Here is a 19,797-nt window from a genome sequence, read left to right as displayed (position 1 = left end):
TCGCGGGCGCGGCGTCATCCGGCCCCGTCGGCGACCGCGCGCCACAGCCCGTCCCCGATGCGCTGCATCGTGGCGCCGTAGGCCTCGGGGAGGTCGACGTCGAGCCGGTCGGCGAGCACGAAGAGCCACCACAGGCACTCGGCGAGCTCGTGCCGCAGGGCCGGCCACTCGCTGCGTAGCATCCCCGTCATGCCGTCCTGGCCCACCTACGACGCCGAGGTGAACGGCGTGACGATCTCCTACCTCCGGACCGGTCAGGACAAGCCTCCCGCCCTGCTGCTCCACGGCCTGGTGGGCAGTGGAGCAGGCTGGACGCCGGTGGCTCGCGTGCTCGAGGCGGAGCTGGACGTGATCATGCCCGACGCGCGCGGACACGGGCGCTCGAGTGCTCCGGACTCCGGCTACCGCTACCCGGATCTCGCCGCTGACGTGGGCGGCTTGATCCAGGAGCTGGGCCTTCGTCGCCCGGTGCTCGTCGGTCACTCGATGGGCGGCATGACGGCAGCGCTGGCCGCGACCCGGATCGGTCACCTGGTGCGCGGGCTCGTCCTCGTGGATCCCACCTTCCTGAGCAGCGAGTGGCAACAGCAGGTGTACGAGAGCGACGTCGCAGAGCAGCACCGCCACGCCCTGCACCAGGGGAGGTCGGCGCTCCTGGACGACGCGCTCGCGCGGCACGCACATCGCTCACCGGAGCTCGTCGAGCTGCAGGTGGACGCGCGACTGAGCACGAGCCCGGCCGCGTTCGACGTCCTGACGCCGCCCAACCCGCCGTACCGTGAGCTGGTCAGCGCGCTCGACGTGCCGACGCTGCTCGTCATCGGCGACAAGCCCGTGGTCACCCTCGGCGTGGCCACCGAGCTGTGCGAGCTCAACCCGCTCCTGCGGGTCCACCAGGTCGACGACGCCGGGCACGGTCTCCCGTTCGACCAGCCGGAGCGGCTCGCGCAGGCCGTCCTGACCTTCGTGCGGGACCTGCCGAGCACCGGCTGACCCCGGTGGTTCACGGCGGCGGGTACGAGTGGACGACGCTCAGCGGTCTCCGCTCATTCCGATGATGCGGTGGTGCCGAAGATCGGCCAGCAGATCTCGGTGGCGGTGAATCGGGCCGGATCCGTGGGAGTGCCGCCGACGTAGTGTTCGCGGATGGGTCCCTGGCTGCTGATCAGATGCTCGTTGACATAGATCCCCAGGGCCGCGTAGCTGCGGTCGATGCCGTCGTGCCCGCCGGGATGGGTGAGCACCGCGAACTCGGTCCTGGGGAGGACCTCGGCCTGGACCGCTTCGGGCGGATCGATGGACGGTGGCGCGGGGACGAACATGGTGGCGCGGCCCTGCTGTTCGAGGAACAGTGCTCTCTCGTAGAGGCCGCCCGGCACCATCGCGTCAGGCGCGCCCGGTGCCGTGGCGACGGCCTGGTGCAGTGTCCGCAGCGACGCTGTGAACCAGTCGTCGATCTCGGAGACGTCGATGACGGCGCTGATGGCCCACACGGGAAGCGCCGGCTCGTGGCGCAACGTGACGTCGGTGGGAGGTCTCGCCGGGGTGAGCAGTTCACGCAGGGCCCCCACGGTGTCACGGGTCTGGGCGAGCGCAGCCTCCATCTGTTCGAGATGGGTGGTGATGATCTCGGTGCGGGCCCCGGCGTCGTCGGTGCTCAGGAGCGCCTTGATGTCCGGAATGGACATGCCCAGGGAGCGGAACCGGCGGATGATGTGGGCGTGGTCGACCTGGCCGGTGTCGTAGAAGCGGTAGCCGGTGTCGGGGTCGATGTGGGCCGGTTCGAGGATCCCGATGTCGTGGTAGTGGCGTAGCGCCTTGCGGCTCAGGCCGCTCATCAGCGCGAAGTCACCGATCGAGACCTGGGCTCCCATGGCGTCCTCCTCTGCGTGGCGTCACCTGCGTCGAGCGGGACAACCCTGGGCCCTCCCCCTGGGGGAAGGTCAACGTCGCGGCATTCCCGCGATCACGGGTTGACCTTCCCCTCACGGGAAGCTCCATCGTGGCGCCATGTCCACAGCAGAATGGGAAACACTCCCCGAGACCGTGAGAACGTTCATGGGCGCACTCGACTCCCGGGAGTTCGATCGGGCGCTCGCCACCTTCACCCCCGACGCCGTGGTGACCGATGACGGCCACGACCACGCGGGCACCGACGAGATCAGGGCCTGGCTGGCGACCGCGGTCACCGAGTACACCTACACCGCCGAGTTCACCGGTGCGTCCACGACCGCCACGGGCGTCGACGTCGGACAGCACCTGGAGGGCGACTTCCCGGGCGGGGTCGTCGACCTGAACTACCGCTTCACCCTCGACGGTGCGGCGATCCGTCGGCTGGTGATCGAGCCGTGACCCGGCGATGGTTCATCACCGGTGGCACACCCGGCAACTTCGGGATGGCCTTCGCCGAGGCCGCGCTCGACACCGGTGACCGCGTGGTGCTGACCTCCCGCCGCCCCACGGAGTTGGCGACCTGGGCGGAGCGGTACGGCAACCGCGTTCTCGTCGTGCCGCTGGAGCTCACCGACGCGGCACAGGTGCAGCGCGCCGTTCGCACGGCCGAGGAGCACTTCGGCGGTATCGACGTGCTGGTCAACAACGCCGGCCGCGGCTGGTACGGATCCATCGAGGCGATGGACGAGTCCGCGATGCGGGCGATGTTCGAGCTGAACTTCTTCGCCGTGCTCTCCGTGACGCGTGCCGTGCTGCCGGGGATGCGTGCCCGCGGCGACGGGTGGATCGTCAACGTGTCCTCGGTGGCCGGACTCGTCTCGGCGCCCGGATTCGGCTACTACAGCGCGACGAAGTTCGCCGTCGAAGCCGTCACCGACGCGCTGCGCGACGAGGTCGCCGCCCAGGGCGTCTCCGTACTGACCGTCGAACCGGGAGCGTTCCGCACCAACGCCTACACCGGGTTCGCCGACGAAGCCGTCGAGGAGGCTATCCCGGTCTACCACGAGATGTTGGAGCAGGTCCGGGCCGTCTTCGTCGGGATGGACGGCGTGCAGCCCGGCGACCCGCACCGCGGCGCCCGTGCGGTGATCACGGCGATGTCGCAGGATCCGCCGCCCCGCCGGCTGGTCCTGGGCAACAGCGGATACGACGCCGTGGTCGAGACTCTGGAGAAGGATCTGGCCGAGATCCGGAGGAACGAAGACCTGTCGCGCAGCGCCGATTTCCCTGTGTAGCCGGGCTGCCCCACGAGGTCGTACTGCCGGGGTCGGTGAGCGTGGCCGACGGACGCCGGCTGCCGGCGGTCCTCGCGGAGCGTGGCGCCGGCTGGCTAGGCTCGATCCGTGGATACCGGCGCCGGGGTCGAGGCCGCCGCCCGGCGGGCGCGGCACACCCGGCACGTCGGTGCCGCGGGCGCCCACGTCCGCCCGGTCGTCGCGGAGTCCTGGCAGCGGGCGCTCGACCTGGGCGTCGACCTGGCCCGGTCCGCGACCTACGTCGGGCACGAGCCGGGGCACGCCGCCGTCGCCGAGGCCGACGAGGTCTTCGACCGCTTCCTCGCCGGCGCCGACGACCTGGGCTGCTCGGTGCTGCTCGTCGACGGCGACGGGGTGGTCCGCGTCCGCCGCGACGCCTGCCCGGACCTCGCCACGCTGCTCGACGCCGTCCTGGTCGCGCCGGGCTTCCGGATCGCCGAGCAGGACGTGGCGACGACGGCGTCCGCGCTGGTGCGGGCCACCGGTCGCGCCGCCCGGGTGGACGGTCCCGAGCACCTGCACCCCGACCTCGCCTGCCTGGCCGAGGCCGCCGCACCGGTGCCGTCGGACAGCGACGCGGACCCGCAGACGGTGGTGGTCGTGGCGCACCTGTCGGCGCCGGGCGGCGGCTCGGCGCTGCGCGCGGCCGTCGCCGCGGAGCTGGCCCGCCAGATCGGCGAGCACGTCCGGGACCGCGCGCACCGGGCCGGGCGGCTGCTGCACGCCCGCTTCGACGACGTCTGCGAACGGTCCGGGGCGGAGTGGGTCGTCGCGACCGACGGCCGGGCGACCCTGTGCAGTCCCGGGTTCCGGGCCCTGCCCCGCGAGGACCGGGACCACCTCCTCGACCGGGCGCTCGCCGACGCCGCCCTCGCCGAGCCGCCGCCCGCCGGGTCCACCGCCGACCTGCCGTCGGGCCGCCGCGACGACGTCGCCACCTCCGTCGTCCGGGACGGCGGCGCCGTCGTGGGCCACGTCAGCGCCGGGCGGCGCTGCGTCGGCGTACCGGCCGGTTCCCGGACGACGGACGCGATGCGTCGCCAGGGGTCACACGTCGCGCCGACCGCGCGCCGGGACTTCGCGGCCGACTTCCGGGACGCGCACGCCGACGGCGCCGCCGCCGAGGTGCGGCGACGCGCGAACCGGGAGCTCCTCAGCCCCTACCTGCGCGCCCGCCGCGACGTCGCGACCGCCGTCGCCGCCCGGACCAGGCACCTGCTCCTCGTCGGCGAGCCGGGCGTCGGGAAGCAGACCCTCGCCGTCGAACAGTTCCGCCGCAGCCACCCGACCGGGACGGTGCAGGTGCTCGACTGCGCGCGGATCGCGGAGTCCGGTGGCCCCCTCCTGCCGACGGTCCGCGGCACCGACGAGGACCGGCCACGGCTGCTCGTCCTGCGCCGGCTCGCGATGCTCGGGTCGGTCGCCGCGCGGCGCCTCGACGAGTCGCTGCGGCTCCTGGTGTCCACGCCCGCGGCACCGACCGTCGTCGGCTGCATCGACACGCCATCGGTCGACGCCACCCGGCCCTACGGGCTGCTGCTGCGGCACTTCCACGACACGGTCCGGGTGCCCGCACTGCGCTACCGGGCCGACGAGCTCGGGGAGCTCGCGCGGTCGGTGCTGCACTCACTGTCCGGCGGCCGGTCGCTGAGCCTGAGCATGCAGGTGGTGCGGGTCCTGGAGGGCTACGCCTGGCCGGGGAACCTGCGCGAGCTGGAGGACGTCCTGCGCTACGTCATCGCCCGCAAGCCGGTCGGCGTCGTGCAGGCACCGGACCTGCCGTCGTCGTGCTTCACCGGCGGCGCACCGCGGATGTCGATGCTGGAGGCGGCGCAGTGCGACGTGATCATCCAGGCCCTCTACGAGGCGCGCGGCAACCGCTACCAGGCCGCCGAGCTGCTGGGGATCGCCCGGTCCTCGCTCTACCGCAAGATCGACGCGTTCGGGATCAGCTACATCGGCTGAGGTGTCCCGGGCGCGGGACACACGGCCGTCGCCGGGGCTCGTGCCGCCCGCGGAGTCGTCCCAGAACGGGACAGTCACATGCGCACTCCCGCATTAGCGTCGGGTCCGCCGACGCCCTCGGCACCCCCTGCGACCAACGGAGTGAGCAGATGAAGGCACTCGTCTACCACGGACCGGACGCCAAGTCCTGGGAGGAGGTCCCGGACCCGACGATCCAGGACCCCACCGACGTGATCGTCAAGGTCGACACCACCACGATCTGCGGCACCGACCTGCACATCCTGCAGGGCGACGTCCCGGCCGTCACCGACGGCCGCATCCTCGGCCACGAGGCCGTCGGCACGATCACCGCCGTCGGAGACGCCGTGTCCGGCTTCGCCGTCGGCGACCGCGTCCTCGTCCCGGCGATCACCAAGTGCGGCCGCTGCGACTACTGCCAGCGCGGCATGCCGTCGCACTGCCAGACCGTCGGCGGGATCGGCTGGATCTTCGGCCACCTCATCGACGGTACCCAGGCCGAGTACGTACGGGTCCCCTACGCCGACACCTCGCTCTACGCGGTGCCGGAGTCGGTCACCGACGAGCAGGCGATCTTCCTCGCCGACTCGCTGCCGACCGGCTACGAGGTCGGTGTGCTCGCCGGGAACGTGCGGCCGGGCGACACCGTCGCGGTCGTCGGCGCGGGTGCGGTCGGGCTCTCGGCGATCCTCACGACCGGCCTGTGGGGCGCGTCGAAGGTCATCGCGATCGACTCCAACAAGTTCCGGTTGGAGAAGGCCATCGAGTTCGGCGCCACCGACAGCGTCGAGGTGGGGCCGGGCACCGTCGCGGACGTGACCGCGCTGACCGACGGACTCGGCGTGGACGTCGCGATCGAGGCCGTCGGCTACCCGGAGACGCTGCTGACCGCGGCGTCGCTGGTGCGCCCGGGCGGCACGATCGCCAACGTGGGTGTCCACGGCACCCCGGTGGAGCTGCCGATGCAGGACATGTGGATCTCCAACGTCACGCTCACGATGGGCCTGGTCGACACCGTGTCCATCCCGACGCTGCTCAAGATGGTCGCGGGCGGGCGGATCCCGGCGGAGAAGATGGGCACCCACTCGTTCACCTTCGACCAGATGGACGAGGCCTACGACGTGTTCAAGAACGCCGCGGCCAACCAGGCGCTCAAGGTGGTCATCACCCCGGCCTGACGTCGCTCCCGGGGCCCCGCCCGCGCCGGGGCCCCGCGCGGTGGTCGTCGTCGCCACCCCTTGCGCCCACGGAGCGACGGACTTGACCCTGACACCGTGACAGGCACTGGGGTGGTGGTCATGACACCACCGGAGATCACCGCGTCCCTGTCCGCCGCCGACCCGTCGGTCCGGCTGCGGGCCGCGCTCGCCGCCGGGTCGGCCCCCGACCCCGCCCTGCTCGACACCCTGGTGCGCCGCTGCGGGGAGGAGCCGGACTTCTTCGTCCGGGACATGCTGTCCTGGGCGCTGACCCGGCTCCCGGCCGCGGACGTGCTGCCCCGGCTCGATGCCGAGCTCGGCTCGTCGTCGTCGCAGGCCAGGGCCCAGGCGCTGCACACCCTGTCCAAGATCGCCGACCCGGCGACCGCGGACCGGGTCACGCCCGCCCTGCTGCACGACCCCGACGACGAGGTGGCCCGCACCGCGTGGCGCACCGCCGTCGTGCTCGTTCCCGAGGCCGGTCGCGCCGGGCTCGCCGAGGAGCTCGGCCGGCAGCTGGGCCGCGGCGACCGGGCGGTGCGGCTGAGCCTGTCCCGGGCGCTGGCCGACCTCGGCGCGGCGGCCGACACCGTCCTCGACCGGGCCGCGGCAGGGCCCGACCCGGACGTCGCCACGCACGCCAGGGCGACGATGGTGCTGCGCGAGGACCCGACCACCGGGTTCGACGACGCCGTGGCACAGGCGCGCCGGGTGGTCGCGCTCGGCCCGGGGCACGAGGCGGCCGCGTGCTGATCGGTGAGGTCGCGCGCCGCAGCGGGGTGAGCGTGCGGATGCTGCGCCACTACGACGCCGTCGGTCTGCTCCGGCCGACCGGGCGGACCGTCGGCGGCTACCGCGAGTACTCCCCCGACGACGTCCGCAGGCTCTTCCACGTGGAGGGCCTGCGGACGCTCGGGCTGTCCCTGGCCCAGGTCGCCGACGCCCTGCGCGACCCGGGGTTCGACCCGTCCGGGCTGGTCGCGGACCTGGTCCGGGCCACCGAACAACGCCTGGAAGGGGAACGGGAGCTGCTCGCGCGGCTGCGCGCCGTCGACGCCGCCGGGGCGGGGACCTGGACCGAGGTCGTCGACGTCGTCGGGCTGCTGCGGGCACTCGGGTCGCCGGCCGCGGGGCGCCGACAGCAGGCCGCGCTGGCCACGGCCGACGGCCCGGCGCTGCCCGCGGAGCTGCTGGCCCGCTCGTTCCTCGCCGAGTCCGACCCGCACGTCGCGGGGGCGCTGCGGTGGGCGCTGCGCTCGGCGCTGGATCGGGCGGGCGACCCGGACGCCGCGGCCGCGGCCGCGCTCGCGGCCGGTCTGGGCTCGGACGACCCGGCCGTCCGGCGACGCGCGGTCGACGCGCTCGCCGACGCCGCACCGGTCCCGTCGGCGACCGCGGCGCTGCTCGACGCGCTGGCCGACCCGGACCCCCGGGTCCGCCGCCGCGCCGCGGTGGCCGCAGGACGGGCCGGGGCCGTGGCCGCCGTCCCGGAGCTGGTCACGATGGTGCGGGCGGGGGACGACGACGTCGAGGCCGCGGAGGTCCTCGCGGAGCTGTCGCGCACGGACCCGGCGAGCGCAGGCCGGATCCTCGGCGCCCTCACCGGCGACCTGGACGGGACCGACCCCGCGACCCGCATCCGGGTCGCGCAGGCACTGGTCGAGCTGCCCGGACCGGGCCCGCGGGACGCGCTGCGCCGGCTCGCCGCCGACCCCGACCGGGCCGTCTCACTCGTCGCGGGGGCGTTCGCGGACCGCCGGGTCTGAGACCCCTCACCCCGCCTGGCGGGACCGCTCGGCGTGGGACGGCTCGGGACCGGCGCCGTCGCCGTGGCCACGACCACCGGCGAGGAACCGCACGACGCGCAGGAAGGCGGGCGCCTGCACGACGCGCATCACCACGGCGTTGGCCCGGATGCCCCACCGGGTCTTCGGCGCCACCATGCGGACCCGTCCGGGAAGGAGCTTCTGCGCCGCGGCCGCGCGGGGGCGCATCACCTGCTCGAAGCTCGAGAAGGCCGCCCGGATCCGCTCCGCGGTCGGCTCCGCCGACACCCCGTGCCGTCGCAGCGCCTCCGCGAGCTCCGCGGCTCCCCGCAGCCCCAGCGCGGTACCGAGTCCGCTCAGCGGGCTCGCGCACCAGGCGGCGTCGCCCACGAGCACGACCCGCCCGTCGGACCGCCCTCGGTCGATGTGGATCTGGTCGTAGGTGTCGAGTGCGAGGTCAGGGGCGGTGCGCGCCGCGGCGAGGAACTCCGCGGCACGCCACCCGGCGCCGTGGAAGGCGTCGTCGAGCACGGCGAGGCGCGCGTCGTGCGCACGGGGGACGGTCGAGGCGGCGAACGTCATCCCGATCTCCTGCTGTCCCGGATGCCCGGGGCGCGCGGTCAGTCCGCGACGCCCCGGCTCGTTGTACGACAGCGCCCACCCGTCCAGCGGCGGTGTCCCGGGACCCTCCCGCAGGGTGAACCAGGCGTGGGCCAGGCCCAGCGGCTTCCGGTAGGCGGACTCCGGGCCGAACCGCAGGGAACGGGTGCGGGAGTGCGACCCGTCCGCCCCGACGACGACGTCGAACACCTCCACCGGCCCCGAGCGGAACCGGACCTCCACGCCCTCCGCCGTGTCGGTCAGCTGCTCGACGGTGTCGGCGAACCGGTACTCGACACCCGCGGCACCCGCCGCCCCGTGGAGCACCCGGGCGAGATCGGACCGGAGCAGCTCCTCGGACGAGATCAGCCCCCGGCCGCCGAAGGCCTCGACCGGCATCTCGGCCATCCGGCTGCCGTCGGCCCTGATCCACGCGATCCCCCGCTGCGGCACGAGGTGCGCCAGCACCTCGTCGATCAGCCCCAGATCGACCAGGACCTGACGGGAGTCACCGCGCAGGTCGACCGTCTGACCGCCGGTACGGAGCTCGGGCGCGACCTCGACCACGGTGACCCGCCATCCGTCCCTGGCCAGGGTGACCGCCAGTGCTTCGCCGGCGATCCCGGCCCCGACGACGAGTGCGTGTGCCATCAGCGTGCTCCTCACTCATGCAACTCGAATTGCGTTAACCGTAGGCCGACGGCGTCGACAAACGCAACTATCAATGCGTTAAGATGTGCGGGTGCCCGAGACCGCAGGATCGATACGCCCGGGTGGACGCACCGCGCGGACCCGGGAGGCCGTGCTCGCCGCCGTCCGGGAGACGCTCGGCGAACCGGGCGCGGAACTCACCATCCCCGCGGTCGCCCAGCGCGCCGGGGTGCACCCCACCACCGTCTATCGACGGTGGCGGACCATCGAGTCGCTGCTGCTGGAGGTCGTGGTCGGCGACGTGCGGACCTCGTCGCCGGTGCCGGCCAGCGGCGACCTGCGTGCCGACCTCACCGAGTACGTCGGCGGGCTCCTGACGAGCCTGAGCGGCCCGCACGCGCTCGGGATGCTCCGGGCGCTGCTCGCCGCCACCCGCGCGTCGACGGACCCGCACGACGTCATGGCGATCGTGCAGCCGCGGGTCGACGACTTCCGGGCGATGCTGGAGGCGGCCGGTGTCACGGGCGTGAGCGGGATGCAGCTCGTCGAGCTCGTGATCGCCCCCGCGTACCTGTGGGCCCAGCTCGGCGCGCCCCTCGACCCCGAGCACGACACCGCGCGGCTGGTCGACGCCGTCCTGGCGGTCGTCCTCGCCACCCCGGCCCCCGACGCCGTGGACCGCACCCCGGAGCCGTAGGCCGACGAACCTGGTTCGGGACGACGGTCCGGCCGCGACCGCTCGGACGGGCAGGCCGGGGTGGCCCCTCCGTACACTCCGTCGGTGGCCAGGAGCCTTCGCGACACCCTGAGCGCTCCGGCGCGACCCGCCCTGCGGTACTGGGACGGCCTGCCCATGCGGGTGCAGAGCCGCATCACCATCGGGCTGCCGCTGCTGGCCGTGCTGGTCTCGGCCGGGCTGGCCCTGACCGGGAACCTGCAGCGCGTCGACATCGAGACCGACATCCAGCGCAAGTTCGAGATGACCGGCACGCTCGGTGACCTCACCACGCTCATGGTCGACGCCGAGACCGGCGTCCGCGGCTACCAGCTCACCGGGCGCACCGAGTACCTGGAGCCCTTCACCGACGCGTCGGCGGAGCTCCCGACGGTCCTGGGGCATCTGGAGTCGCTGGCCGCGGCGGAGCCCGGCGAGAAGCCGCGCACGGACAAGCTGGCCCGGATCGCCGAACTGCGGGACCTGACGTCGAAGCAGATGACCGACCTGGCCCGCCAGCGTGACGTCGTCGCCGACGGCGGGAACACCGGCGGCGAGATCCGCGGGGACCTGGCCTACGGCAAGAACCTCATGGACGGCATCCGCAGCCGCGTCGACCAGATGCGGACCGGCGAGCGGCAGCTGCTCGACGACCGCATCGCCGAGATCAACCAGATCCGCGTCCGCGACTACCTGTCGGTCGGCATCGCGCTCGCGGTCGCCGTGCTGACCCGGTTCCTGGCCTGGTTCCTGCACCGCAACGGCATCCTGCGCCGGGTGGACCGGCTCGCCGACACCGTGCGGGTCCTGCGCGAGGGCGGCCCCGTGCCCGAGCCGCCGCCGGTGAAGCGGGACCGGATGGGCGACCTCGAACGCGAGGTCCACCTGCTCGAACCTGCGGTCCCGGCGCGCAGCGACGACTCGGTTGACGGACGGGTGTGACTCAGGACACGATCGACGTCACCCACCGCCCGAGGAGCCCACGTGAGCACCGACGCCGTCGTCCCCACCCGCGCACCCGGCCGGCTCGGGAACCCGTCGATGACGATCGGCGACGACCCGCGGGCCGACCCGCGGATGGTCGCGGTACTGGAGGGCTTCGGACTGACCGGGCATGCCGACGACGCCCCGCTGGACCGCACCGCGGGCCGCCCGGCGCTGCTCGGCTTCGTCGACGCCGCCGAGGAGGGCTTCGAGGGGTTCTTCACCGCGCTGTCCACGGGCTGGGCGCCGATGTCGGGCATCGACCGTACGACCCGGACCGTGCCCGGGGCCGACGGCCACGAGATCAGCCTGCACGTCCACCGCCCGACCGGCGTGGACGGGCCGCTGCCGGTGATCTACCAGGTGCACGGCGGCGGGATGGTCATGCTGGCCGCCGAGGGTCCGCTGTACGTGCGGTGGCGCGACGAGCTGGCCGCGGAGGGCGCCGTCGTCGTGGGGGTGGAGTACCGCAACGGCGGCGGGCGGCTCGGGTCGCACCCGTTCCCGGCGGGTCTCGACGACTGCGTCACCGGCCTGCACTGGGTGCACGAGCACCTCACGGAGCTGGGCGGGACGCACGTCGTGGTCACCGGGGACTCCGGCGGCGCGAACCTCGCGCTCGGGCTGGCGGTCCGGGCCCGCCGCGAAGGCTGGGCCGGGCGGATCGCCGGGGTGTACGCCCAGTGCCCGTACGTACTGGGGTCCTGGGACCGGGCGCCCGCGGACCTGGCGTCGCTGTGGGAGAACGACCGCTACTGGCTCAACCGGGAGCTGTTCCCGCTGCTCGCCGAGGTCTACGACCCGGGTTCCACGCACGCCGAGGACCCGACCTGCTGGGCCGCGGCCGCCCGGCCCGAGGACCTGCACGGGCTCCCGCCGCACGTGATCGCCTGCGCGGAGCTGGACCCGCTGCGCGACGAGGGGCTTGCCCACCACCGGCGACTGCTCGCCGCCGGGGTCCCCTCGGTCGGGCTGGTGTACCCCGGGCTCTGCCACGTCGGCATGATCCTGTTCCGCGACGCCATGCCCGACGTCTACGCCCACGCCGTGCGCGACGTCGTCGGTTTCGCCCGGTCGGTGCGCGGCTGACCCGGCCGGTTCAGGGCACCGCGGGCGGGGCCGCGTCGTCGCCGGTGTCCGGACGGACCCGGCGACGGCACCCGAGCACCACCAGGTGCGCGTCGAGCACCCGGGCGAGCAGGACCCGGTCGGCCGGGGCGGTCACGGCCGGGTCGACCAGCATGGCGGCGACGTCGTGCTCGGTGCCGGTGCCGCCGAGTCCGGCGTAGCGGACCCAGACGTCGTAGGCGGACAGCCCGGACAGCGCCGCCGCCACCGGGAGCGATACCGGGAGCGACACCGGGACGGGTTCCTCGAACACGACCATCCGCGCCGCGTACCCGGTCCCGGACGGTTCAGACCTCGGACCCGGTCGCGTCCTCCCCCGGACCGGGCCGGCCCCGGCGCGGGTCAGCTCGGGTCGACCCGGAGGACCCGGTCGTCGTCGCCGTTGGACGTCGTGACCAGCAGGGCCCCGTCCGGCGCGGAGTGGACCCCGCGCAGCCGCCCGAACTCCCCGTCGAGCTCCGTCGGGATCTCGACGTCGGAGACCGCGCCGTCGGTGCCCGCCGGGCCGACGCGCATCAGCAGCAGCTTCTGCCCGCGCAACGCGGCGACGGCGAGCATCCCGTTCCGCGGACCCCATGCGTCGCCGTCGAGGAACGCGGCGCCGGCCGGGGCCTCGGGCGGACTGCCGGAGGACCACGCGGCGGGGACGGCGTCGGGGAAGCGGTCCCGGTCGGTCATCGGGACCGACTCGTCGTAGCTGGCCACCGTGCCGCCCTGCGAGGGGTCCCAGCCGTAGTTGGCGCCCGGGCGCAGCAGGTTCACCTCGTCATCGCGGGTGGGGCCGTGCTCGGCGGTGAAGATCCGCCCGGTGCCCGGCTCGACCGCGACGCCCTGCACGTTGCGGTGTCCGGAGGTGTGGACGAGCCGCTGGGCCGGGTCGGCGGCGTCGGCGAAGGGATTGCCCGCCGCGGGCCCACCGGTGGCCGGGTCGACCCGCAGCGTCTTGCCGCCGAGCGAGGTGAGGTCCTGCGGGGTGGCGGGCATCGCCGCGTCTCCGGTCCCCACGACGAGCGCCCCGGTGTCGTCGACGGCGACCCGGCAGCCCGAGTGGCGTCCGCCCGAGGCGATCGGCAGCCCGCCGACCAGCGGGTCCGCGACCCGGGTCGCGGTGGCGCCGTCCGGGGACAGCGTCCAGGTGACCAGCCGGACGTCCACCGGGTTCCCGTTCTCGGCGTGGGTCTGGCAGGTGGTGAACCGGTTCGACGTCGCGAAGTCGGCGTGCACGGCCAGCCCCATCAGCCCGCCCTCGCCGCGGGCGAACACGTCGCCGAGGTCGGCGGCGACCGGGGTGACCGCGGTGCCCGGGTCGAGCGAGGCGAGCAGCGAGAGGCGCCCGGACCGCTCGGTGACCAGCGCGCGCCCGTCGGGCAGCACACCGACGCTCCAGACGTGGGAGAACCCGCCCGCGACGGGAGTGACCCGCAGACCGCCGTCCCCGGTCCGGGCCGGGGACGGCGCGGGCGGTGCGGGGGCCGGTGCCGCGGGCGCCGCGGCGCCGCAGCCCGCCACGCCCATCAGGACGACCGCCGCCACCGCCGTCCCGGCGCGGCGGACACGGGAGGCGATGCGATCACGGGTCACACCGGACATCCTGGCCCACACCGCCCATTCCGGCAGAGTGGTGGTGGGCGGGGAGCGCGTCCACCCGCACCTCCACCGCGTCCGCCCGCACGAACCCCAGGTCGGCGGGACCCTCGACGACCTCGGCGAGGCGCAGGGCGGGGAACCGGGTGACCAGTGCCCGCAGCCCGATCTCGAGCTCGGTGCGGGCGAGGGCCGCGCCCAGGCAGTAGTGCGCGCCCTGCCCGAAGCCGAGGTGCCCCTCGCCGCGGCCCGGGTCGCGGGTCACGTCGAACTCCTCGGGCCGGTCGTGACGGCGCGGGTCGAAGTTGGCCGTCACCAGCCCAGCGACGACCGTGCTGCCCGCCGGGACCGTCGTGCCACCGATGTCGAGGTCGGCGGCGGCGAAGCGCGGCGTGGACATCGGCACCGCGCCGCAGGTCCGCACGATCTCGTGCACCGCGACCGGCCAGCGCTCCGGCTCGTCCCGCAGCACGGCGAGCTGCTCGGGGCGGGTGAGCAGGACCAGCGCGGCCCGGGACAGGACGTGCGCGGTCGTCTCGAACCCGGCCAGCACCAGGTCGAACAGCAGAACCGCGAGCTCGTCGGAGTCGAGCCGGTCGCCGTCGTCGTGCACCGCGACCAGGGCGCTGACCAGGTCGTCGGCCGGGTCCGCGCGCCGGGCCGCGATCAGCTCGTGCACCTGGTCGTGCACGGCGTGGGCCGCCGCGGGCATCCGCGCGGGGTCGGGGGCCACGAGCAGCCGGGCCAGGGCCCGCCAGACCTCCCGGCTCTCCTCCGGCACGCCGACCAGCTCGCAGATCACCGCGATCGGCAGCGGGTGGCACAGCGCGGCGACGAGGTCGACCGGGGTGCCGTCGGCACCGGCGGCGGCGATGTCGTCGAGCAGACCGTCGGTGAGCGCCTCGATCCGCGGACGCAGCTCGCGGACCCGGCGCACGGTGAACGCGCGCGAGACCAGCCGACGCAGCCGGGTGTGGTCCTCGCCGTCACGGACGAGCAGACCCCGCCCGAGGTGGGCGAGCTCGTCGGGGAACCCGAGCGTCGCGAACACCCCCGCGATGCCCCGCCCGGCGCCGGGTACCGCGGCAGGATCGCTGCGCAGGCGCGGGTCGAGCAGCGCGGCGTGGACGTCGTCGTGCCGGGTGACCAGCATCGCGGGCCCCATCGGGGTGTCGTCGAACGGCACCACGGGTCCCTCCTCCCGCAGCCGCCCCAGTCGCGCGACGGGGCAGCCCTCCCCGGTCGTGCGGCGTTCGGTGGTCCGGTCCACGTCGTTCTCCTCTCGTGACGGGTGGCTCGCCGGACCCAGCGGACACCCTGCCGTCGCGGCACGGTCAAGAACTGGCGCCACCCGGTTGACGATGGCGCCATCATGCGCCATAGTTGCGCCATGGAGTTGGACGGATATGTCGACCGCCTGCGCACCGAGTTCTCCGCCCTGGGCGAGGCAGCGGGCGAGGAGACCCGGGCGGTCGCGGAGCGGCTGCTCGCCCCCCTGCACTCGACGACCCGCCTGATCCTGCTGGAGGCGCTGGCCGAGGCGGCCGACGAGATCACCCTCGAGCTCGCTCCGGGGTCGGTGCACGTGCGGCTGCGCGGCAGCGATCCCGAGTTCGTCGTCACCGGGGCACCTGCCGCGCCGTCGGCACCCCCGGCGGCAACGGAGGCGCCACCCGTGGCGCCATCGGCGCCGGCGGTCACCGACGGCGAGTCCGGGCCGGTAGCCCGGATCAACTTCCGGCCGCCGGAGACGCTCAAGACCCGGATCGAGGAGGCCGCCGGGCGGGACGGCCTCAGTGTGAACACCTGGCTGACCCGCGTGGCCGCCGCCGCGCTGGACCGCCCGGCCGCGACGTCCGACCGTCCCGACGCCGCCCGCCGTGGCCGCGTCGGCTGGTTCGGCTGAGCCGCGACCGATCCCCTTCTCCCACACCCGACCGACCCACACCTGACCGACCCACACCTGACCGACCCACACCTGACCCACGGCGTCACCGCGACGCCGAGGAGGCGATGCCCCATGCCCAGCTACGACACCCCCGAGCCCGTCACCGCGATCGTCGACCTCGCGATCGGTGACCTGCGCGTGACCGCCTCGGACCGCGCCGACACCGTCGTCGAGGTCCACAGCTCCGCGGCCGACCGCGCCCACGCGGACCAGGTCCGGGTCGAGCTGACCGGCCGCGAGCTGCGTGTCACCGGCCCGCGACTCGGGCTGCTGCAACGGTTCACCCCGGGCACCCCCGGCCGCACCGTCGAGGTCGAGATCGCGCTCCCGGCAGGCTCCGCCCTGACCGCGAGCACCGGCCACGGCTCGGTCGTCGCCGAAGGCGCCCTCGGCGAGTGCACCGCGACGACCCGCTACGGCGACATCCGCATCGACGACGCGGCCTCCGCCGACCTGAGCACCGCCTACGGCCACGTCCGGATCGGTGGCACCGTCACCGGTGACGCGACGGTCCGCTCCGACCACGGCGGCATGCAGATCCACCGCGTCGGCGGCAGCGCGACGCTGAGCAGCAAGCACGGCGTCGTCCGCGCCGACGAGCTGACCGGCGACGTCGAGGTGACCAGCACCCACGGCCCGATCGACGTCGACGAGCTCGGTGCGGGCGCCCGCGTCCGGACCGCCTACGGCGACGTCCGCCTCGGCCGGGTGCGCCGCGGTGAGCTGTCGCTGACCAGCACGCACGGCCGCCTGGAGGTCGGTGTCGCCGAGGGCAGCGCCGCCTGGCTCGACCTCGACACCACCGGCCGGATCGGCAACGACCTGGACCCGCGCGAGGCCCCGGACGGCGGCGACACCGTCACCGTCCACGCCCGCTCCCGCGAGGGCGACATCGTCGTCCGCCGCGCCTGACACCCACCGTCCGCGATCCCGTCCACGAGAGGAACCACCGTGCCCACACCCCCGCCCGCGATCGCCGTCGCCGCCCTGCACAAGTCCTACGGCGGCCACGCCGTGCTCCGCGGCATCGACCTCGATGTCCCCGCCGGGACCGTGCTCGCCCTGCTCGGCCCGAACGGCGCCGGCAAGACGACGCTGGTCCGCATCCTGTCCACCCTGCTGCGGCCGGACTCGGGACGCATCCGGATCGCCGGGAGGGACCCGGCGACCGACCCCGACGGCGTCCGGGCCGCGATCGGGGTGACCGGCCAGTTCTCCGCCGTCGACGGCCTGCTCACCGGCGCGGAGAACCTGCGGCTGATGGCCGACCTGCACCACCTGCCCCGCGGCACCGGCCGCGCCCGCACCCGGGAGCTGCTGGAGCGCTTCGACCTCGCCGACGCCGCCGACCGCCGCGCCGGCACCTACTCCGGCGGGATGCGGCGCCGCCTCGACCTGGCCATGACCCTGGTCGCGGACCCGGACGTGCTGTTCCTCGACGAGCCGACCACCGGGCTGGACCCCCGCAGCCGCCGCGACCTGTGGGCCGCGGTGCGCGAGCTCGTCGGCCGCGGCGTCACCGTGCTGCTGACCACCCAGTACCTGGAGGAGGCCGACCAGCTCGCGGACTCCGTCGCCGTCCTCGACGGCGGACGCCTGGTCGCCCGCGGCACGCCCGCGCAGCTCAAGGCCCGGGTGCCCGGCGGGCACGTGCTGCTGCACCTCGCCGACGAGGACGCCCTGGCCGCCGCGCACGCCGCGCTGCCCGACGCCGTCGCCGACCCGGCGGTGCTGACGCTGCAGCTGCCCGCCACCGGTCCGCGCGACCTGCGGGCGCTGCTCGACCGGCTCGACCACGCCGGCGTCGACCCCGAGGGGCTGACCACCCACACCCCCGACCTCGACGACGTCTTCCTCGCCCTCACCGGGCACCCGGGCACCGCGGAGGTGGCGGCATGAGCACCGCGACCCTCGTCCCGGCCGACCGCCCCCGGCTGTTCGCCGACTCGACGACGATGCTGCGCCGCCGCATCCGGCACCTGCGCCGCTACCCCTCGCTGACGATCATGCTGATCGCCCAGCCGCTGGTGTTCCTGCTGCTGTTCGTCTACGTCCTGGGCGGCACGATGGGCGCCGGGCTGGGCGGGGACCGTGACGACTACCTGGCCTACGTCACCCCGGCCGTGCTGCTGCTGACCGTCGCGAGCGTCGCGATGGGCACCGCCATCGGGGTCGCCACCGACATGACCGAGGGCGTCGTCGCCCGCTTCCGGACGATGGCGATCGCCCGCTCCAGCGTGCTCACCGGGCACGTCGCCGGGGCGTTCGTGCAGACCGTGCTGGGCCTGGTCGTCGTGCTCGGCGTGGCGTTGGCGCTGGGGTTCCGCAGCGACGCCGGGCCGCTGGCCTGGCTCGGCGTCGCCGGGATGCTGGCGCTGCTCACCGTCGCGCTGACCTGGCTGACCGTCGCGCTCGGGCTGGCCGCGGACAGTGTGGAGACGGCGAGCAACACCCCGATGTTCATGATGCTGCTGCCGTTCCTGGGCAGCGGGTTCGTGCCGGTGGAGTCGATGCCGACCGCCCTCCGGTGGTTCGCGGCGTACCAGCCGTTCACCCCGGTCATCGACACCCTGCGCGGGCTGCTCGGCGCCGGCCCGGGCAGCGGCGCCGGGCTCGGCACCGACGCCGCACTCGCCGTCGGCTGGTGCCTGCTGATCACCGTCGGGAGCCTGCTGTGGTCACGCCGGCTCTACGAGAACCGCGCCGCACGCTGAGGGGCTCCGCTCCGCCGGCGGGCGGTCCACGTGGACGGGCAGAGCGGGCAGCCGCGCGAAACCCAGCCGCGACGGGCCGTCCGCCGGCTCAGCGAGCCGCAGGCCCGGAAAGCGCGTGACCAGCGCCGACAGCACGACCTCGACCTCCTGCCGGGCCAGCGCGGCACCCAGGCAGTAGTGCGCGCCGTGCCCGAACCCGAGGTGCCCCTCGCCGCGGGCGGGGCGACGGCGGACGTCGAGCTCGTCGGGCCGGTCGACGACGCGGGGGTCGAAGTTGGCGGAGAGCAGACCGGGCAGCACCGCCGTCCCCGCCGGGACCGGGGTACCGGCGATCTCGGTGTCCTCGGCCGCGTACCGGGGCGCGCCGGCCGGGACCGGGCCGCAGGTGCGGACCAGCTCGTGCACCGCCGTCGGCCACAGCTGCGGGTCGGCGCGCAGGGCGTCGAGCCGGTCCGGCCGGCTGAGCAGCGCGAGGGTGCCCTTGGCCAGGACGTGCGCGGTCGTCTCGAACCCGGCGACGGTGAGGTTCACCGTCATGTCGAGCAGCTCCTGCTCCGAGAGCCGGTCGCCGTCGTCGTCGTGCACGGTCACGAGCGCGGACAGCAGGTCGTCGGCGGGCTCGCGGCGACGGGCCTCGATCAGCGCGCGGACGTGGGCGACCATCCCCCGCGCGACGTCCGGCATCCGTCCGGGGTCGGGCTGGATCAGCAGCCGGGCGAACTCCCGCCAGCGGTCGCGGTCGTCCTCGGGCACCCCGACGAGCTCGCAGATCACGGTGATCGGCACCGGGTAGGCCAGCGTCTCCACCAGGTCGACCGGGCTGCCGTCGGCGCCGGCGGCGGCGATGTCGTCGAGCAGACCGGACACGATCGCCTCGACCCGCGGACGCAGCCCGGCGACCCGGCGCACGGTGAACGCCCGGGAGACGAGCCGGCGCAGCCGCGCGTGGTCCTCGCCGTCCCGGGACAGCATCGGGCGACGCAGCAGCTCCAGGTCCTCGGGCAGCCCGATGATCCCGGTCTGGGCGTTGCGCAGGAAGTTCTCGGCCTGCGGCACCGCGGCCGCGTCGAGCCGGAAGCGGTCGTCGGTCAGCAGCGCCCGGACCTCGGCGTCCCGGGTCACGAGCAGCCCCTGCTGGGTGGGTCGGCCGGGCACCTCCAGCGGGATGTCGACGACCGCGGCCACCTCGCGCAGCCCGGAGAAGGCGGCGACCGGGTCGGCCGGGTCGACGGCCGGGGCGGTGGTGGGGGCGCTGGTGGGGGCGCTGGTGTCCTCGTCCATGCGCCCGAGTGGACACCGTGCCGTCGCGGCACGGT

At 74.7% G+C, this 19,797-nt stretch carries 21 protein-coding genes; 14 read left to right on the top strand and 7 right to left on the bottom strand.

The features are described from left to right. Positions 1-14: 14 nt before the first annotated feature. Positions 15-191 (bottom strand): hypothetical protein, encoded by a 177-nt coding sequence (locus Ae717Ps2_RS37195; RefSeq protein ID WP_158071441.1) that lies wholly within the window; start codon positions 189-191, stop codon positions 15-17. On the opposite strand from Ae717Ps2_RS37195, the gene Ae717Ps2_RS01645 reads away from it, so the two are divergent. Beyond that, positions 190-993, top strand: a complete 804-nt coding sequence (locus Ae717Ps2_RS01645; protein WP_075308520.1) for an alpha/beta fold hydrolase — start codon at positions 190-192, stop codon at positions 991-993. The genes Ae717Ps2_RS37195 and Ae717Ps2_RS01645 overlap by 2 nt on opposite strands. Positions 994-1,046: 53 nt before the next feature. Here Ae717Ps2_RS01645 and Ae717Ps2_RS01640 read toward each other — a convergent pair whose 3' ends face one another. After that, on the bottom strand, positions 1,047-1,874 hold the full coding sequence (locus tag Ae717Ps2_RS01640; protein ID WP_020622168.1) for a MerR family transcriptional regulator: 828 nt from the start codon (positions 1,872-1,874) through the stop codon (positions 1,047-1,049). A gap of 136 nt (positions 1,875-2,010) precedes the next feature. On the opposite strand from Ae717Ps2_RS01640, the gene Ae717Ps2_RS01635 reads away from it, so the two are divergent. From Ae717Ps2_RS01635 to Ae717Ps2_RS01610, 6 genes are all read left to right on the top strand, one after another. Next, positions 2,011-2,352: a nuclear transport factor 2 family protein gene (locus tag Ae717Ps2_RS01635; RefSeq protein WP_043276433.1), complete on the top strand. Its 342-nt coding sequence runs from the start codon at positions 2,011-2,013 to the stop codon at positions 2,350-2,352. Further along, positions 2,349-3,188 carry an SDR family NAD(P)-dependent oxidoreductase gene (locus tag Ae717Ps2_RS01630; protein ID WP_075332929.1) on the top strand — a complete coding sequence of 280 codons (840 nt, stop codon included), beginning with the start codon at positions 2,349-2,351 and terminating at the stop codon, positions 3,186-3,188. Before Ae717Ps2_RS01635 ends, Ae717Ps2_RS01630 begins: the two co-directional genes overlap by 4 nt. Positions 3,189-3,296: 108 nt before the next feature. Beyond that, the gene (locus Ae717Ps2_RS01625; protein ID WP_075332928.1) at positions 3,297-5,174 is read left to right on the top strand and encodes a helix-turn-helix domain-containing protein; all 1,878 of its coding nucleotides are present in this window, start codon (positions 3,297-3,299) and stop codon (positions 5,172-5,174) included. Positions 5,175-5,323: 149 nt separating this feature from the next. After that, complete coding sequence (locus Ae717Ps2_RS01620) at positions 5,324-6,370, top strand: alcohol dehydrogenase catalytic domain-containing protein (protein ID WP_020622756.1); 1,047 nt, start codon at positions 5,324-5,326, stop codon at positions 6,368-6,370. Positions 6,371-6,490: 120 nt separating this feature from the next. Then, positions 6,491-7,144, top strand: a complete 654-nt coding sequence (locus Ae717Ps2_RS01615; RefSeq protein WP_075312432.1) for a HEAT repeat domain-containing protein — start codon at positions 6,491-6,493, stop codon at positions 7,142-7,144. After that, positions 7,138-8,157, top strand: coding sequence for a MerR family transcriptional regulator (locus tag Ae717Ps2_RS01610; protein ID WP_075332927.1), 1,020 nt, complete (start codon positions 7,138-7,140; stop codon positions 8,155-8,157). The genes Ae717Ps2_RS01615 and Ae717Ps2_RS01610 overlap by 7 nt, the downstream gene beginning before the upstream one ends. A 6-nt stretch (positions 8,158-8,163) precedes the next feature. Here Ae717Ps2_RS01610 and Ae717Ps2_RS01605 read toward each other — a convergent pair whose 3' ends face one another. Continuing rightward, complete coding sequence (locus tag Ae717Ps2_RS01605; RefSeq protein ID WP_075332926.1) at positions 8,164-9,408, bottom strand: FAD-dependent monooxygenase; 1,245 nt, start codon at positions 9,406-9,408, stop codon at positions 8,164-8,166. Positions 9,409-9,499: 91 nt separating this feature from the next. Here Ae717Ps2_RS01605 and Ae717Ps2_RS01600 point away from each other — a divergent pair, with 91 nt between their 5' ends. The 3 genes from Ae717Ps2_RS01600 (at position 9,500) to Ae717Ps2_RS01590 (ending at position 12,196) form a co-directional block, all read left to right on the top strand. After that, positions 9,500-10,105 (top strand): TetR/AcrR family transcriptional regulator, encoded by a 606-nt coding sequence (locus Ae717Ps2_RS01600; protein WP_158071440.1) that lies wholly within the window; start codon positions 9,500-9,502, stop codon positions 10,103-10,105. Between the two features lie 84 nt (positions 10,106-10,189). Next, complete coding sequence (locus Ae717Ps2_RS01595; protein WP_139318832.1) at positions 10,190-11,065, top strand: CHASE3 domain-containing protein; 876 nt, start codon at positions 10,190-10,192, stop codon at positions 11,063-11,065. A 42-nt stretch (positions 11,066-11,107) separates the two neighbouring features. Then, positions 11,108-12,196 (top strand): alpha/beta hydrolase fold domain-containing protein, encoded by a 1,089-nt coding sequence (locus Ae717Ps2_RS01590; protein WP_198932123.1) that lies wholly within the window; start codon positions 11,108-11,110, stop codon positions 12,194-12,196. Positions 12,197-12,206: 10 nt separating this feature from the next. Here Ae717Ps2_RS01590 and Ae717Ps2_RS01585 read toward each other — a convergent pair whose 3' ends face one another. The 3 genes from Ae717Ps2_RS01585 to Ae717Ps2_RS34960 form a co-directional block, all read right to left on the bottom strand. Continuing rightward, entirely contained in the window at positions 12,207-12,494 is a 288-nt protein-coding gene (locus Ae717Ps2_RS01585) for a hypothetical protein (protein ID WP_075308527.1), read from the bottom strand. Positions 12,495-12,577: 83 nt separating this feature from the next. Further along, on the bottom strand, positions 12,578-13,825 hold the full coding sequence (locus Ae717Ps2_RS01580; RefSeq protein WP_075308528.1) for a sorbosone dehydrogenase family protein: 1,248 nt from the start codon (positions 13,823-13,825) through the stop codon (positions 12,578-12,580). Then, positions 13,806-15,089, bottom strand: a complete 1,284-nt coding sequence (locus tag Ae717Ps2_RS34960) for a cytochrome P450 (RefSeq protein WP_075308530.1) — start codon at positions 15,087-15,089, stop codon at positions 13,806-13,808. Before Ae717Ps2_RS34960 ends, Ae717Ps2_RS01580 begins: the two co-directional genes overlap by 20 nt. A 120-nt stretch (positions 15,090-15,209) precedes the next feature. On the opposite strand from Ae717Ps2_RS34960, the gene Ae717Ps2_RS01570 reads away from it, so the two are divergent. The 4 genes from Ae717Ps2_RS01570 to Ae717Ps2_RS01555 all read left to right on the top strand — a co-directional run bounded on the left by Ae717Ps2_RS01570 (position 15,210) and on the right by Ae717Ps2_RS01555 (position 18,481). After that, the gene (locus Ae717Ps2_RS01570; RefSeq protein ID WP_020623239.1) at positions 15,210-15,725 is read left to right on the top strand and encodes a hypothetical protein; all 516 of its coding nucleotides are present in this window, start codon (positions 15,210-15,212) and stop codon (positions 15,723-15,725) included. Positions 15,726-15,839: 114 nt separating this feature from the next. Further along, a complete protein-coding gene (locus Ae717Ps2_RS01565; protein ID WP_075308532.1) occupies positions 15,840-16,679 on the top strand; it encodes a DUF4097 family beta strand repeat-containing protein in 840 nt (279 codons plus the stop codon). Positions 16,680-16,718: 39 nt separating this feature from the next. Beyond that, entirely contained in the window at positions 16,719-17,666 is a 948-nt protein-coding gene (locus Ae717Ps2_RS01560; protein ID WP_020623241.1) for an ABC transporter ATP-binding protein, read from the top strand. Continuing rightward, the gene (locus tag Ae717Ps2_RS01555; protein ID WP_075332925.1) at positions 17,663-18,481 is read left to right on the top strand and encodes an ABC transporter permease; all 819 of its coding nucleotides are present in this window, start codon (positions 17,663-17,665) and stop codon (positions 18,479-18,481) included. Before Ae717Ps2_RS01560 ends, Ae717Ps2_RS01555 begins: the two co-directional genes overlap by 4 nt. On the opposite strand, the gene Ae717Ps2_RS01550 is transcribed toward Ae717Ps2_RS01555, so the two are convergent. Next, positions 18,446-19,762, bottom strand: coding sequence for a cytochrome P450 (locus Ae717Ps2_RS01550; RefSeq protein ID WP_075332924.1), 1,317 nt, complete (start codon positions 19,760-19,762; stop codon positions 18,446-18,448). The two genes, Ae717Ps2_RS01555 and Ae717Ps2_RS01550, sit on opposite strands and share 36 nt — an antisense overlap. Positions 19,763-19,797: the final 35 nt, after the last annotated feature.

The organism is Pseudonocardia sp. Ae717_Ps2, assembly GCF_001932475.1.
GTDB lineage: Bacteria > Actinomycetota > Actinomycetes > Mycobacteriales > Pseudonocardiaceae > Pseudonocardia.
This window is presented reverse-complemented; position numbering and strand designations above follow the sequence as displayed.

What these genes read in the sequence shown, in the direction of transcription:
- Ae717Ps2_RS01645 (WP_075308520.1), top strand. Translation starts at nt 190, where the DNA reads ATGCCGTCCTGGCCCACCTACGACGCCGAGGTGAACGGCGTGACGATC.
- Ae717Ps2_RS37195 (WP_158071441.1), bottom strand. Translation starts at nt 191, where the DNA reads ATGACGGGGATGCTACGCAGCGAGTGGCCGGCCCTGCGGCACGAGCTC.
- Ae717Ps2_RS01640 (WP_020622168.1), bottom strand. Translation starts at nt 1,874, where the DNA reads ATGGGAGCCCAGGTCTCGATCGGTGACTTCGCGCTGATGAGCGGCCTG.
- Ae717Ps2_RS01635 (WP_043276433.1), top strand. Translation starts at nt 2,011, where the DNA reads ATGTCCACAGCAGAATGGGAAACACTCCCCGAGACCGTGAGAACGTTC.
- Ae717Ps2_RS01620 (WP_020622756.1), top strand. Translation starts at nt 5,324, where the DNA reads ATGAAGGCACTCGTCTACCACGGACCGGACGCCAAGTCCTGGGAGGAG.
- Ae717Ps2_RS01615 (WP_075312432.1), top strand. Translation starts at nt 6,491, where the DNA reads ATGACACCACCGGAGATCACCGCGTCCCTGTCCGCCGCCGACCCGTCG.
- Ae717Ps2_RS01605 (WP_075332926.1), bottom strand. Translation starts at nt 9,408, where the DNA reads ATGGCACACGCACTCGTCGTCGGGGCCGGGATCGCCGGCGAAGCACTG.
- Ae717Ps2_RS01585 (WP_075308527.1), bottom strand. Translation starts at nt 12,494, where the DNA reads ATGGTCGTGTTCGAGGAACCCGTCCCGGTGTCGCTCCCGGTATCGCTC.
- Ae717Ps2_RS01580 (WP_075308528.1), bottom strand. Translation starts at nt 13,825, where the DNA reads ATGTCCGGTGTGACCCGTGATCGCATCGCCTCCCGTGTCCGCCGCGCC.
- Ae717Ps2_RS01570 (WP_020623239.1), top strand. Translation starts at nt 15,210, where the DNA reads ATGGAGTTGGACGGATATGTCGACCGCCTGCGCACCGAGTTCTCCGCC.
- Ae717Ps2_RS01565 (WP_075308532.1), top strand. Translation starts at nt 15,840, where the DNA reads ATGCCCAGCTACGACACCCCCGAGCCCGTCACCGCGATCGTCGACCTC.
- Ae717Ps2_RS01555 (WP_075332925.1), top strand. Translation starts at nt 17,663, where the DNA reads ATGAGCACCGCGACCCTCGTCCCGGCCGACCGCCCCCGGCTGTTCGCC.
- Ae717Ps2_RS01550 (WP_075332924.1), bottom strand. Translation starts at nt 19,762, where the DNA reads ATGGACGAGGACACCAGCGCCCCCACCAGCGCCCCCACCACCGCCCCG.